The 13,717-nt window shown below is 45.9% G+C and carries 17 protein-coding genes; 7 read left to right on the top strand and 10 right to left on the bottom strand.

Annotated elements, in window-relative coordinates:
* Positions 1-134 precede the first annotated feature (134 nt).
* Positions 135-722 carry a fumarylacetoacetate hydrolase family protein gene (locus AZI85_RS04875; protein WP_063243022.1) on the bottom strand — a complete coding sequence of 196 codons (588 nt, stop codon included), beginning with the start codon at positions 720-722 and terminating at the stop codon, positions 135-137.
* Positions 719-1,210, bottom strand: a complete 492-nt coding sequence (locus tag AZI85_RS04870; protein WP_063243021.1) for a phosphoglycerate mutase family protein — start codon at positions 1,208-1,210, stop codon at positions 719-721. Before AZI85_RS04870 ends, AZI85_RS04875 begins: the two co-directional genes overlap by 4 nt.
* A gap of 84 nt (positions 1,211-1,294) precedes the next feature.
* Here AZI85_RS04870 and AZI85_RS04865 point away from each other — a divergent pair, with 84 nt between their 5' ends.
* The 3 genes from AZI85_RS04865 (at position 1,295) to AZI85_RS04855 (ending at position 4,149) form a co-directional block, all read left to right on the top strand.
* Positions 1,295-2,194, top strand: coding sequence for an Hsp33 family molecular chaperone HslO (locus tag AZI85_RS04865; RefSeq protein WP_063243020.1), 900 nt, complete (start codon positions 1,295-1,297; stop codon positions 2,192-2,194).
* A 126-nt stretch (positions 2,195-2,320) separates the two neighbouring features.
* On the top strand, positions 2,321-2,881 hold the full coding sequence (locus AZI85_RS04860; RefSeq protein ID WP_063243019.1) for a hypothetical protein: 561 nt from the start codon (positions 2,321-2,323) through the stop codon (positions 2,879-2,881).
* A gap of 95 nt (positions 2,882-2,976) precedes the next feature.
* A complete protein-coding gene (locus AZI85_RS04855) occupies positions 2,977-4,149 on the top strand; it encodes a sensor histidine kinase (RefSeq protein ID WP_063243018.1) in 1,173 nt (390 codons plus the stop codon).
* On the opposite strand, the gene AZI85_RS04850 is transcribed toward AZI85_RS04855, so the two are convergent.
* Genes AZI85_RS04850 through AZI85_RS04835 form a run of 4 tightly spaced genes read right to left on the bottom strand, consistent with a single transcriptional unit; the run spans position 4,146 to position 7,331 of the window.
* Positions 4,146-5,069: a hypothetical protein gene (locus AZI85_RS04850; RefSeq protein WP_063243017.1), complete on the bottom strand. Its 924-nt coding sequence runs from the start codon at positions 5,067-5,069 to the stop codon at positions 4,146-4,148. The genes AZI85_RS04855 and AZI85_RS04850 overlap by 4 nt on opposite strands.
* The gene (locus tag AZI85_RS04845) at positions 5,066-5,560 is read right to left on the bottom strand and encodes a hypothetical protein (protein WP_253720849.1); all 495 of its coding nucleotides are present in this window, start codon (positions 5,558-5,560) and stop codon (positions 5,066-5,068) included. Before AZI85_RS04845 ends, AZI85_RS04850 begins: the two co-directional genes overlap by 4 nt.
* A gap of 42 nt (positions 5,561-5,602) precedes the next feature.
* On the bottom strand, positions 5,603-6,328 hold the full coding sequence (locus AZI85_RS04840; RefSeq protein ID WP_253720848.1) for a coenzyme F420-0:L-glutamate ligase: 726 nt from the start codon (positions 6,326-6,328) through the stop codon (positions 5,603-5,605).
* Between the two features lie 4 nt (positions 6,329-6,332).
* Complete coding sequence (locus AZI85_RS04835) at positions 6,333-7,331, bottom strand: isocitrate/isopropylmalate dehydrogenase family protein (protein WP_063243016.1); 999 nt, start codon at positions 7,329-7,331, stop codon at positions 6,333-6,335.
* 467 nt (positions 7,332-7,798) lie between these two features.
* On the opposite strand from AZI85_RS04835, the gene AZI85_RS04830 reads away from it, so the two are divergent.
* The 3 genes from AZI85_RS04830 (at position 7,799) to AZI85_RS04820 (ending at position 9,158) form a co-directional block, all read left to right on the top strand.
* On the top strand, positions 7,799-8,440 hold the full coding sequence (locus tag AZI85_RS04830) for a matrixin family metalloprotease (RefSeq protein ID WP_063243015.1): 642 nt from the start codon (positions 7,799-7,801) through the stop codon (positions 8,438-8,440).
* A 109-nt stretch (positions 8,441-8,549) separates the two neighbouring features.
* Positions 8,550-8,786: a hypothetical protein gene (locus AZI85_RS04825; protein ID WP_063243014.1), complete on the top strand. Its 237-nt coding sequence runs from the start codon at positions 8,550-8,552 to the stop codon at positions 8,784-8,786.
* A 93-nt stretch (positions 8,787-8,879) separates the two neighbouring features.
* Positions 8,880-9,158, top strand: a complete 279-nt coding sequence (locus AZI85_RS04820; RefSeq protein ID WP_063243013.1) for a helix-turn-helix transcriptional regulator — start codon at positions 8,880-8,882, stop codon at positions 9,156-9,158.
* Here AZI85_RS04820 and AZI85_RS04815 read toward each other — a convergent pair.
* From AZI85_RS04815 to AZI85_RS04800, 4 genes are all read right to left on the bottom strand, one after another.
* Positions 9,133-10,422 (bottom strand): hypothetical protein, encoded by a 1,290-nt coding sequence (locus AZI85_RS04815; protein ID WP_063243012.1) that lies wholly within the window; start codon positions 10,420-10,422, stop codon positions 9,133-9,135. The two genes, AZI85_RS04820 and AZI85_RS04815, sit on opposite strands and share 26 nt — an antisense overlap.
* Before the next feature lie 31 nt (positions 10,423-10,453).
* The gene (locus AZI85_RS04810; protein ID WP_063243079.1) at positions 10,454-10,762 is read right to left on the bottom strand and encodes a hypothetical protein; all 309 of its coding nucleotides are present in this window, start codon (positions 10,760-10,762) and stop codon (positions 10,454-10,456) included.
* A 56-nt stretch (positions 10,763-10,818) separates the two neighbouring features.
* Complete coding sequence (locus tag AZI85_RS04805) at positions 10,819-11,976, bottom strand: hypothetical protein (RefSeq protein WP_063243011.1); 1,158 nt, start codon at positions 11,974-11,976, stop codon at positions 10,819-10,821.
* 231 nt (positions 11,977-12,207) lie between these two features.
* A complete protein-coding gene (locus AZI85_RS04800; RefSeq protein ID WP_253696937.1) occupies positions 12,208-12,525 on the bottom strand; it encodes a hypothetical protein in 318 nt (105 codons plus the stop codon).
* 163 nt (positions 12,526-12,688) lie between these two features.
* On the opposite strand from AZI85_RS04800, the gene AZI85_RS04795 reads away from it, so the two are divergent.
* Positions 12,689-13,552 carry a PBECR2 nuclease fold domain-containing protein gene (locus AZI85_RS04795; protein ID WP_253720847.1) on the top strand — a complete coding sequence of 288 codons (864 nt, stop codon included), beginning with the start codon at positions 12,689-12,691 and terminating at the stop codon, positions 13,550-13,552.
* Positions 13,553-13,717: the final 165 nt, after the last annotated feature.

Raw genomic sequence — 13,717 nt, 5'->3', positions numbered from 1 at the left:
TACCTCAATGAGAGGGCCGCATATTCCCTCTGTGTAAGTAAAAACTCAAGTAATTTGCAGGAACAAAGTCGGGGAGATTTGATAGAATTGGACCAAGGCGTCATAGAGTGAAAACGCCTTGGATTTATAGCGAATTAAACGACTTTCCAGCTGTGTTTTATCTTTCCTGGAATCTCGGCTTCCAGCAGATCGCCTTTTTTAAAGGCACCCACCCCTGGAGGCGTCCCTGTAAGAAGTAAATCCCCGGGCATGACGGGGAAATGGGTCCGCACGAACTGCAGCAGTTGTTCGAAGCCAAAAATCATTTGGGAGGTGTTGCCTTGTTGGCGAAGTTCGCCATTTACTTTCAGAATAATATCCAGATTTCTCAGTTCTTCGAGATCTGAAACAGGAAAAAACTCAGAAAGCGGGCAGGCTCCTTTAAAACTTTTTGCCAGAGTCCAAGGCTGACCTTTTGCTTTCAACTGATTTTGTTTTTCACGATCCGTAAGATCTAAAGCGATACAAGCCGCATCGATTTGCAAGTTGTCATCAAACTGCAAAGCGAGTTCTGTTTCGTAGTGCAATTCATTTTTCCAAGAAGGCAGATGAAGGTCTTTCGAAGCCAAGGTGGCGCAGCTGCCAGCTTTCAGAAATAGCAAAGGCTCCGTCGGAACTTCGTTCCCCAATTCTTTTGCGTGTTCAGCATAATTACGACCGACAGCCCAAATATTTTGAATCATAAATGCACCTTTTTAAATTCGATAAATTCAAAGACGCCGTCATTTCTCACTTCAAAGCCGACATATTGACACGGGCTCCAGTGCGAATATTCGGAGTCCGAGAAGTCCTTGTCACTGGGAACAACTCCCAAGGCTTCCACCACTAAATCGTAGTGAGAACATAGAAAAACCACGGCTTTTTTATTTTCCGCTAAACGCTCAAAAAGTTTTTCAATACGTGAGCGAAACTCTGACAGGTTTTCATCGCCTTGCTGTTCTAAAAGCTCATCTGTATTTTGTAAGGGAAGATCAAAGTGCTGAGCCAAAGGGCGGAAGGTGCTATGGGTGCGCTTTTTAGGGGACACCCAAAGTTCCGTTGGCGTCGGCAATTCTTTTTTGAGCACCTTGTCGAGAAGTTTTGACGCCTGGGCATGACCCTCTGCTGTCAAATCCGGATCGCCTGAAAAATCCATAGCTTTTTGTGCATGTCTAAAGAGGTAGATCTTCATCGGGGTGCGCTCTCTTATACTTGAATTTATTGGGTGGCCCTGTTACGTTGCGATTTAGTTTTCCACAAGGTCTGGGAGTTTGTCATGAGTAAAGAGCGTGTTCATCGTTTTGTTTCTAAAGATTTAACTGTGCGTATTGCCGCAGTGAACGCGACTGAAGTTGTGAAGCATATGCAAGACCTCCAGCACACGTATCCATTGGCAACAGTAGCGGTGGGCCGCAGCATGGTCGGCGCCATTTTGATGGCGTCACAGTTGAAGGACGGCCAAATGGTAGGGCTTCTTTTCCGTGGGAACGGAGCTTTGCAAAGCGTCTATGCTGAAGCGTCTTATGATGGTCATGTGCGTGGCTACACTCCGAATCCACAGTATCAACCCCCAAGCTATGACAATGGCTTGAGTCTGAAAGAGGCCATTGGTAACGGCACATTGAGTGTGGCTCGTCATCAGCCTTTTCAAAAGCAACCTTTCCACGGAACGGTGGAATTAGTCAGCGGCGAAATCGGGCAAGACATTGCGCACTACTTGCATCAATCGCATCAGATCCGTTCTTTGGTTTCCTTAGGTGTGTACTTAGATACTTTTGGTAAAGTGCAAGCGGCGGGCGGTGTTTTGATTGAAGTCATGCCGGGCGTGGAAGACTCTGTGGTCGAAAGAATTCAGCAGAACTACGAAGACAAAAAGCCTAACATTTCTAAAATGTTGATGGAAGGCGCGACGCCAGAACAATTGGTGGCTCCATTCATGGATGGAATTCCTTTTGAAGAATTGGAGCATGACAAGTCTTTGGAATATTTCTGCCCCTGCACAAAAGATCGCGTCGTGCGCGCTCTTGAAACTTTGGGTGAAGAAGAGCTTCAAGACATGATCAACAAAAATGAAGAAGCCGATGTCACATGTCAGATCTGTGGCAAGCCGTACAAGGTCTCTGTTCCTGAAATTCAAGATATCAAAAATAGAATTCACAAAGAGTCCATGCACTAATTATAAGTGCGAGCGTAGCCAGCGTTCGCACTCTTGTCCGCAGATTTCCAATCACAAATTCTTAGTTGCAAATTCCTAACTCAGAAATCTTCAAGGGCTGTGCTACCACATCCCTAGGAGACTTCTATGGAAAAATATTTTTTATTAGCAGCTTTGTTGGTGGCTTCTGTTTCGGCTTCTGCTGGAAGCTCAAGCTATGTTTGTAAAAATCAGTCGGGCACGGTGATCATGGATGCGATGGCGGCAGGCTTGGATGGTATTATTAATATCTACTACGAGCGCAACGGAAAGAAGCATCACTATCGTGGTGACGTGGCGATAAAACCCGGTTATGCGAAAGACACTCCGCCGGAAAATTTTCTTTTAGCTCTGCCCACAACAAATATAAAAAAAGTGTCTGAGAAGTGTGAACGTATGCACGTGATTCAAGCCGACGGCACTGAGTGCTACGGGCGAGAAGCATGGAATATCGTGACGGAAGTGAACTATCTGATCAGTGCTTCCAATGGCAATGCCGTCTTTACGGATGATAAGTTAGGAGCGGGTTCGCAAGTGGAAGGTAAAACCGAGCAAGGGTATATTCACGATCGCTTTAGCTGCCTTGATGCGGGAGTCACAACGGCTGGAGGCTGTTTTGCCGAACAAGACAGCCAGCTGATTGAGTGGGTAGAAATTCCCTGTAACTAGTGTCAGTCACTTCTTGGCAGGTGTCTAAGTCTTTGACACCTGCTAGGCCCTGTAGTTGAGGCCATACCGGATTCAAAATTGCTTTTCTTAAAGGTATGAGCAAAACCACTTCCCATATTCTTAAAAACCGCGCCCTGCTTTGGCTGGGGATCTTTTGCGGTATGAGCCTGCTAATAGGAGCTTTAAGTTTTGCTTACGAAGTCCATTCAGCAAAGACATCCGTTGAACGCTATGTTGGAATATGGGAAGACGACATTGCGCGCGCCAAGATCTTTCAAGGCGATCCAAGTCTGCAAAATAAGATTCTAAAGCAGCTTAAAGAAGTTCACGCGGCGGTCGGTACGACGGAAGTTCAAAATCCCGAACAGTTGACCTGCACGTTTTCCACAGATGTGCCGATCACTTACAACTCTTTACCATCGGGAAGCATGCGCGTCTGCTTTAGCTCGGTGGATTTGGCTTTGCGTTCCTTACTGTCCCCCGTATTCATGGTTGGAATCCTCTTAAGTTTCTTCTTCATGGGCTTTGCGATTCGTCGCGAATTTTTAAGTCGTTTGCATGAACAAAAGCTTGAGGCAGAGCTGGCTTTGAATAAAGAAATCGCCAGCATCTCACGCCAGGTCGCCCATGATATTCGTGGCCCCTTAATGGCATTAACAACCTTAAGCCGTCTGTCTCACGAGATGAGCTCTGAAAAGAAAGAGCTTTTAAATCTTGCCGTATCCCGCATCGGCGGCATTGCCGAAGACCTTCTTAATAAAGGCAAAAAACAGGAAAAGGCCCTCTCTGCAGAGTCACGCAAAGCGGATGATTTGTCTTTGGTGACCGAGACACTTTTAAAGGAATATCGATTTTCTCATCCAGATGTGACCTTCACCTTGCATAAACATATTCGCAGTTCCGAGGTCCCGGTCGCTTTAGAAGCGATCAAAGTTCAACGCATTCTAAGCAATCTATTAAATAATTCTTTAGAAGCTTTGCCAGCAGTGGAAGCCTCGATCAACCTGACTTTGTTAGAGCGAGATGAACACTGGCTATTGCAAATCATGGATAATGGCAGTGGTATTCCTGAGGAAGTTCTTCCGAAGCTGATGCAAGAAGGCTTTACGCACGGAAAAGAAAATGGTCATGGCTTAGGTCTTTACGACGCTAAAAAAACTTTAGAGTCCATCGGTGGCGAACTGCAATTGCGCTCAAGACTTGGGGTGGGAACGCAAGTGGTTTTACTGTTCCCTAAAAACCCAGAAGCGCAAGCACAGATCTCTTAATTTTCTAATTGGATTCCCAAAACATTTTCAATGGTTTTATCGTAAACGTCTTTTTTGCGGGGTTTCGCCGCACCAGAATCTTTCTTTCTGATAACACCCATCTCTTTGGGAATAGAAACGTAAAGATCTTGAAGGTCACTGCTTACGCGAAGTTCAAATTTGTATTCTTCGTCACGGCAAGTAGCACTGAAGGTCGCCTGTTCAGGCAGTCCTTCCTGCGGAGTCAGTTGCAGCTCGCTGACATTAAGGGTCGTGATTTTCATATTCAGATTTTTCTCGAAAGAATTATCAATATTTTCAATCGCGCAAGGAAACAGTAAAACGGTCGGATTGCCTTTAGAAACTTGAATCACGGCGGGTAGGGCGGAGTTCTGAGTCGCCGAGTTTTCGATTTTCATATCTGAAACCAGAAGCCCCCAAGGGTTTTCCAAAGTTCGTTCTGCGCTTTGCAACTTTAGGATCGTCGTTATATAGAGCTGGCTTTTCGTTGCTTCATCATTTTTGGCAGCCGCCTCTGTGATCTGCAAATGAGTCGTAGCCTTATATCTTCCGTCCTTCAGTCTTTGCAAAGAGACAAGACGACTTAAGTGCGACAGATTTTTCTGCTGGATCTTTTCGCGCAGGCGACTGACTTCGCGCACACGGGTGTCTGCTAAAGGTCCCACCATCAGTGAAGCCAAAGAGGTCTGTGACTGCCAGAAGTTGTTTGAATCGTAGTTATAGTAGCGATCTAAAAACTGGCGCAAGAAAGTGAGCTTTTCCATTTCGCCGACTTGCGTGTTTTGTAAAACACCTTTCGCGGCATCCATGGTGATCGCGACGACGCGCGGATTATTTTTGATTTGCCAATATTTGTAGCTGACGAAGGACGCCCACAGAAAAGTTATTAGAAGTAACGCCGAAAGGATTTTTACTTTCATTGTTCGCTTTTTTCCAAAGGCAGTATTTCAATCATCTGATCACGATGATATTTTTTATTCGGGCCTTCATCCACCCACTGATCGATTTTGTAAAGCTTGATGCGGGCTTTGCCACTTTGGAAGTACTTTTTATCCGCGGGTCCTTTCGTGTCTTTTAATAAGGTCGCGGGGCCATTTTGGAAAAAGTCCAACTGCGCTTTCATTTTCTCATTTTCTAAGCGCATGACTTCTATGTCTTTTTCATCATTGAAGTAATAATTTGCAGCCACGGCGGTCACGACGCCAAGAATTCCACCCCAATACATCGCATGCAGTTCGGGGCGTTCATCTTCGGGAGCCGTCGCTGCACCGATCACCGCACCAACGCCGATACCAATTCCCGTCGTCGCCAAACGACTTTTCTGATTTGTAGAACAGGCTGAAATAAAAAGAGTGAAAGCAAGCAGCGGCAACAAAGATGATTTCATATAGACAAGTCTAAGTTTAAACATCTTAGACTGCAAACACTGGCTTGCTGGCTTTAGGGCTGGAAATTACTTAAGAAGATGCTGGTACAAGGGAAGATACATGTCGTCGTTCATGGGCACTTCCCAGTCTTCGCGACGTGGATGTTCCGTGAATTCGACATTTGCGCCAGAAAGAAGAGCTAACGGACAGCGCTCATTGGCTTCGCCCATCATCAAAACGGCGGCCGCAGCCAGGCTGTCGGCCACATTGATCTTTGTCATCTTCAAAGGACGACCAAAGATGTCTTCTTGCCCGATCATATTGCGAAGAGGTTGAAAACCAGCCAGCGACAAAGTCACTCCGGTGACCCCCAAGCGTAAAGGTCCAGTTCGAGAGTCTGTTAAAAGAACTCCTAAGTCTTTAAGACCTAAGCGTGCACAAAGTGCAGAACGAATTTTCTCAGCGGAAGCAGAGGGGTCTAAGGGATAAAGGATGTAGTCGCCATTTTCAGAATTGGATTCGTCAATACCGGCGGCAGGTAACATAAGACCGTGCTTGATCGTCAAACTGACGCCGTGACCGATTTCTCCCAGGTAGTGATCCGCTTCACGACGAATCAAAGATTTCTTATCGATGTTATCCAGAGACTCAAAGCGATTTTCGGCAATGCTGACGATCTTGGAAGTGATCGCCAGAATTGTTTTTTCTTTCCATAACAGAGGATCGACGGAACGGATGATGAACTCCACTAAGTCATCGCCTTGATGAAAGACGTCAGTTTGAATCGGGGTGATCATCATCGTTTTAGTCACAGTCTTATCCTAGCTTTTGAATAATAGCGTCGGTGAAGGAAACGGTTGTTCCTTTACCACCAAGATCGCCCGTGCGCGCGTTCACATCAGATAATGCTGCAACGAGAGCTTTCATAATGGCATCGGCTTTTGCATTTTCATGAACATGCTGAAGCATCATGACTGCGGACTGAAGCAAAGCCGTTGGATTGGCTTTGTTTTGTCCCGCGATATCCGGTGCTGATCCATGAACCGCTTCGAAGATCGCGGCTTTTTCACCAATGTTCGCGCCTGGAACAACACCTAATCCGCCGACAAGGCCCGCACAAAGATCACTTAAGATATCTCCGTAAAGATTTTCAGTCACGATCACGTCAAACTGTTGAGGCTTCGTCACAAGTTGCATACAAGCATTATCGACGATCACATCTTTGGTTGTGATCTCTGGATATTGCCAACCGACTTCTTGAGCCACTTTCAAGAAAAGACCGTCGGACATTTTCATGATGTTCGCTTTATGAACGATGGCCATGCGATTGCGACCTGTGCGTTGAGCAAGATCATAAGCGTAACGCGCAATACGCTCAGAACCTTTGCGAGTGATGCGCTTAATACTTTCTGCAGTGTCTTCATCGACCATGCGCTCGATACCGGCATACAAGTCTTCCGTGTTTTCACGAACGATCGTCAAATCCACGTCGTTACAAACACAGTTCACACCAGGCAAAGAGCGAACCGGGCGGACGTTCGCGTAAAGATCGAATTTTTGTCTCATCGTCACATTGATAGATTTGTGACCGCCACCGACGGGAGTTGTCGTTGGACCTTTGATCGCCAGTTTATTTGCATTGATTGAATCCACAGTGTTTTGTGGAAGAAGTTCGCCCAAAGTGTGCAAAGCCACTTCGCCGGCTTGATGTTCTTCATATTCAAAAGGAGCTCTAACGTGTTTAAGAACGCGGATCACCTGAGTCATGATCTCAGGACCAATACCATCACCAGGAATCACTGTGAGTTTAGTCATTACCAGAAGCCTTTCTCTTTGATGGCTTAGGTTTTAACACATCCGCGCGCGGACTGGCAGGGGGAGTTTTTAACTCCCTACCAGGGAAGGTAGGATGTGGAGATAAGATGTGAGGGCCGCCAGGATTTCCCGAATGGGTGAGAGCCCGAAGAGTCTCATTTTGAGACTTGTCTTTCCTATAGAGCAATCGCCGGACCAAGTGTTTCGGAGCCCTTTTGCACCACACTTTGCGGCGAAGGGGTGTCAGCTTTCTTTACATGACCAAAGCTCAAAGAATCCAAAGACTTAGGGGGATTTTTGGCCCTTGTCCAGGAACGAGACACTGCGATTTAAACGACGCCTAAAAATGCAGCAGGTTTGAATAGAGAAGGCAAAGCCTTGTCATTCTAGTGACTTAGATGCCGGCAAAGCGTGGAAGCATTGTGGTCCCATCCTTGTAATAGAAACCTTTCGTGGAGGTCGCTCTCATGTTGAAGTGGCTTGGGACCGCGTTGGTCCTTATTACAGTTATATCGATTCAAGCCTGTGCGCCGAAGTCTCAAGAAGACTGCGGTTTCGTGCAAAACGTGTATGGCGAACGCATCTCTTGGAAAAGCGATGTTCCCGTGACGATGTATATCCACGCGCAAGTTCCTGACTCTATGATTCCAGCAATCTTAAAAGCGGCTGATACTTGGGAAAAAACCGCAGGTCGCAAACTCTTTAATATCATCACAAGCACTCGTTACACGGGTCCGATCAATCCTCACAAGGACAGCGTTAACGTGATCTATTTAATGTCTTCTTGGGAGGACAACCGCGCTTCCGAACAAGGTCGCACAAGTGTTTATTGGATCGGGGATCAAATTAAAGAAGCAGATATCCGTCTAAATGCCGCTGATTTCGGATTTTACTGGAACGGTCAAACTCTGACTAGAGCTGCAAAAGCAGATCGTCAGGGCTCAGCTCCAGTCAATATCGAAGCGCTTGTTTTGCACGAAATGGGACACGTTTTGGGCCTGAAGCACAAAGATGGCGCGGGTTCCGTGATGGCAACGTATTTAGCGAGTGGTGACGATCGCGTGAACTTAGCGGGAGCCGATCAAACGGCTCTCCAGTGCGAATACTAAGGCGCTCAGCATTGTAAAAACTTTATGTAAGATTATTTAAGTTGTTGGATTCGAAAAAAGGTAACTAGACTTTGAATTCTGCGCTTCGTGCAGGGTGAAGGAGAGCAAGATGAGAGTGATCACGTTAGATAAAAACGCAAAGGTTGAATCAACTGTGGATTCTTATTTGGGCTCGATGGAAGAATTGTCTCCCATGGTTCACAAGTCTTACCATGAACTTGCGGATACTCCTGTTATCGAAAAAGATTCTTTGGCACAACTTCACGCCAACATCGAAACTTTGACGGATCTTCAAGCGCGTTTGTCTTTCCTTATGCGCGAAGTTCGCTACCTAATGAAAGTGTAGTGAGACTGTTTCTCTCCACCATCGGTGGAAAAATTACGAACTACGAACTTGTGTTAGATGACAGACTCGTAATTAAAAGATCTAATCCTGTTTATGGGAAAAGATCTCGGTGAATTCCGAACTTATATTCAAAGTCATTTCGAAAAATGGGGATTCACGAAAGCTGAATCCGAGATCGGCATCCTAATTCTTCGTGGACTGAGTCTTCGTGAAATCGCCACCCAGCGTGGCACTTCAGAGACGACGACACGTCAACAAGCTCTCAGTCTTTACAAAAAAGCATCGGTCGATGGTCGCCATCAACTTTCCGCATTCTTTTTGGAACAATTGTTAGGTTCGGGTGGGATTAAGCCTTCCGGTCGAAACGGCTGATAGTCCCTTTAGGAATTTGAAACACAACCCAATCGCCTTCGCGCTGACGGGTCATGCCTTCAGTGATAACAGGCTTATCGAACACAAACTCTTCCCGGAAGGTTTGAAAGTTCGAGCTGCTTACTTTCTTGCCGCTGGCTTCATCTTCAAACTTGTCTTTGAAAGAACGTTGCCCCGTGATCGTCGCTTTGTCATTTTGGATAGAAACTTTCACGGCATCTTTTTCGTGTTCCGGAACATAGGCCCTTAAAGTATAGAAATCAGAACTTTCGCTTAGCTGGCTTCCGCGGTCTTCCACTTTGTAGAAAGGATCGCTTTCTTTGTTTGAGTATTGAGTCGCCGCTTTTACAAAATCTTTGCGAGCTTCACCCAATTGGCGCACATAGCGCTGCGTCTGAATGTCCAAAGCTTCGCGTTGGGCATCTTCATTTTTCAAATACACACTTTGAAATCTTTCATTCTGAGTTTTCAGTGTGTCTTCGTTCGCTTTTTTATTATGCATGATGCGTTCAGCGTACTGCTGATTCACGCGTTCTTCTTTTGAAGCCCATTGCTTTTGCTGCTGATCGTAACGTTTGGCAGAGAAGTCATTCAAACGAGTCAGTTTCTTTTGTTGCTGTTCCTGTTCAAACGCGATCTTTTCGTCGCCACGTTTTTGGGTTTGCGCAATTTCTTTTTCATTGCGGGTGCGCACGCGCTCTTGAGCGTATTTTCCGCGCTCCATTTCGTTGTTTAGAACAGCGTCGTTTTGTTCTCGCTGGCGATCCAGGCGCTTTTCGCTGAAGTCATTGATCTGCTGCATGTCGTGATTATATTTTTGTTTTGCACGCGCGATATCTTCGCCACTGCGAGTGCGAACATCTTCAATACGAGCTTGTGAAGAGTTTTCGATTTCCTTCACTTTTTCACGAGCACTGGTCTGCGCTTCGGCGACAGCGATTTGACGTTTTTGACGAGTCTCTGAAAGTTTTTCGTCATAGCCTTTTTGTAAAGACTGAGTGCGAGCGTTGTAGTTCTCCGTCAAACGTTGGCGTTCTTGGGACGCTTCTTCAGCAAGTTCTTTTTGACGATTGCGGATGTGATTCACTGCTGCTTCGTTTTGCTCACTGAGGGCACTTTTCTTTTCAGAATAGTGATCTTTGATATCTTCGAGTTGAGCTTCACCTTGTTTAACGATCTGCTTTTTTTTGCGTGCGTAGTCCGCTTGAAGGTCATTCAATTCGGCTTGTTGGGCTTTGCGCTGTGAACTGTCGATAGAAGACATGCTCACAGTGTATCAAATCAAGACGCATCCATTAAGGTGCAGGATTTTCTTCAGCGGGAATCTGGCCTTTGGGGTTGGGGCAAAGCGCTTGGAAGTCGCCGGTACGGCCATAACAGCGCCACGTATCGATGTAAGTGACCTGCTCATCAGGAGCCACGGTGTAGTAATAGCGATACTGTTCGGGATCGAGGGTGCTTTTAACCAGACGGAAGTCTGTAGCGGGTTTCGTGGGATCTGTGGATACTTTTGAGATCTTCAGCAGAAATACGCGGTACTCAGCCTGAGACAGGCTGGGGCTTAAAAATAAAAAGAAAGCCGATAAGAAAACTCGATATTTCACAAGTCTTCCTATCGGCTTTGCGGTGGGAAACTTTATCAAACTGTCTTTCACCAACCTTACGGTGTCGTGAATTCAATAACCTCACTCAGCGATTTTCCTAAGTCTTCCGAGATACTGACCGCTTGTGCCGTGTAAGTGGTTTGGGATTTTAATCCCGTGACTTGCACAAAGTGGTTGGTTCGTAAGACGTTGTCGGAGTTCGTTAGAATCACTTCTTGAGTTTCTTTATTAATCAATTTCACTTGCGACGTGGCGGCGATGTCAGTGCTCCAGCTAAGCTGCACGCCTTGAGTGATAATCTCTGCCACTTTGAACTTTGTTATCAGTGGATTTGTACCTTCGACACAAGGATTGTAGGCTTCATTTTTGGGAATGAAGAAGTTTTCCTTCTGAACAACCTTCCAGCCACGAGCTAACAAGTCGTTGTAAGCTTGCTGCGGAACAGATCCTTTGTTCGGATCAAAGAAGTGCTCATTGCCGGTCTGACCACAAGCCTCATCTTTTCCGGCGACGGAGGCTTTTCTCCAAAGCAGAACATTTGAGATGTGATAACGGGGACCTTGATAATAAGTGAGTTCCAGAGGCACGGTTTTATCGCGATTCATCGAAATGATTTGCGAAGCGCAGCCCATGCGCGTGGGATGTTCACCGTCGTTATCAATCACGGTGGTTTTTAAAGGACTTTCTAAAGTGCCAGAAAGAATTTTTAGTTTAGATCCGTCATCAGAAAGCAGGGCCAATTCATAGTCGCCCTCTTCGTCGGTTGCAGAAAGTTTTAAGATCGTTTCAAACTTCACACCGAAATTTTCGATCAGCATCGAGCCGGCATCATCTTTTAAAACATCATGTGTTTGCGTCGCAAATCCTTCATGGAACATGCGAGTCGGAACATTGAGATCCGCAAAGAAAAGCTTCTGATCTGATTTTTTAGCAAAGGTCACATAGTCTTCAGATTTATTTAGTAAAGGCATTCCCGGAGCCAAATAATAGAGACTTGCCTTAATACCTTGCTGAAGACTATCGGCAGGAATGCCACCAAAAGGATCGCACACGGTCTTATCCAGAGGATTGGCGTTGACGTCGACTTTCGACATCTTCAATGCGGTCCCACTGCTTTGTGCAGAAACCGAGTTCGCTTCCAATCCGTTTTTCAATCCACAAGATGCAATTCCAAGCTGAAGAGAAACGAGTGCAAGTGTGGTTTGCAATCTCATTGTCATCCCTCCGTGCGAGATGAACCCAGAATACCATTGCGCCAACGCTTTGCATTATTTTTCAAGAATGATGTCGATTTAGAACTCCAAGAGTTCGACAGAAATTAAAACATCGCGATTTTCAGAGGGAAGTCCGTCCAAACTGTCGAAGTTTTCGTCGGGGAAAGGCAGCCGAAAAGGTACCTGCTTCCCTTTGTGTTAAAAAGGGCGCAGGTAATTACCTGCTACCTTTTAGTGTTTGTGTTCGTTATTCGCGCGGACGGTGTTTTCGACGATGTGGAAGTAAGCTCTGACTAGCATTTGGTAGGATTCAGAGTCTAAGGCTTGAAGGTAAGCCATCTTCTCGAAGTATGTTTTTTTTGCGATCAATTCGGTCATGACGTCTTGGACTTTTTTCATCTTGTCGAAGCTGTAAAAGTCTTTGTCGTCTTTCACTTCTTTCAGGACATCCGCGATTTCTTTGTTGTCAAAAAGAACGTGAACACCCATGGCTGAATGAGATAGCAATGCTTCCATTCTTTCCAAACTTGTCTCTTCTATATTGACCAAGCGCGCCTCCTTGCGACGTCTTACTTCCGATGGTGAGGAATAAATCATTCCGTTGCAAGACCAAAAATGAGACTATGACGAACCTCGTCGATCTCACTTTTTTTTAAGTTGTTGGGGATCGTAAATGTTCTGATAATAGAACGTGTGAAGGATGCGAAAGAATATGGCAAAAACTAAATCCCGTGCGAAGAAGAAAACAACAAGTGCCTCTGAAAAAGAGTACATTATCGTCGATGAAGCGGCGGGACTTATTTTTGACTCCGAGGAAGATCTTTACGGCTATTTCCAGTCAGCTATCGATAAACTCGAATCAGAGTACCAATCTTTACGAAGTCCTGACGATTATAATGACGAAGAACAAATTGGCCGAGAGCATTATCTTGAGGCGACGTTGGACGAGCCAGACGAAGTTTGGTTAGACGATAAGACTCTGGAAGAGTTCCCGGTGTATCACTTCATCAAAAATATCGAGCAAGGTGATGAGGCATTTAAGTATGTCGCAGTGGCCTATGTGTCGTCTGAAGACGAATATCCGACGTTTGTTTTTATTCACTTCCCCACAAAAGACAGTCGCGTATGGCAGAACTACCAGCGTGGCGAGATGGCCTACGACAAAAACTTTGAAAGTGTTGCTGAAGGCGCCATCGAAGGCGATGCACTAGGTGAGGGTGATCCATTGGCGATGGGTCTTTATATGGCCATGCTGAAAGTGCGTGGGGAAAAGGACATCGCTCAAGACAAGTTTCCAGAGTTTGCCGCTCTTCGCGAAGAGACGATCGAAAGCGCAGATGAAATCTGGCGCAAGAACGATCTTGATGGAAACGTTCTAGTGAGCTTTATCAAAGAATTCCCGGATCACGAGACGGTCAAAGACTTGACTTATATCGCGGTCACTCAAGAAGACGAAGAGTCGAACGTGCATTCGCTTTTATTCTCGTTCCCAACGACGGATCGCACTTTGGTGGACCGTTATCGCCAGGGCGAAAATCTTCAGGCGGACGAAGTCTCTCAAGAAAGTGCTCACTAGCGGCGGCAAATCGCATAACTCTGCGTTGCTGCGTCGGCGGCGTACGGACGTACGCCTTTCTCCTTGCGCCTTGATTTATGCGATTTTCCACTCGCTAGTTTTATGCAGGATTAAAAAAAGAAGAAAGCGTACCTTTTGGGTACGCTTTTTTTTGCTTTTGAAGGT

Source organism: Bdellovibrio bacteriovorus (assembly GCF_001592755.1).
In the GTDB taxonomy this organism is placed as follows: domain Bacteria; phylum Bdellovibrionota; class Bdellovibrionia; order Bdellovibrionales; family Bdellovibrionaceae; genus Bdellovibrio; species Bdellovibrio bacteriovorus_E.
The sequence above is the reverse complement of the archived record's forward strand: the minus strand, read 5'-3'. Positions and strand labels throughout refer to the sequence as shown.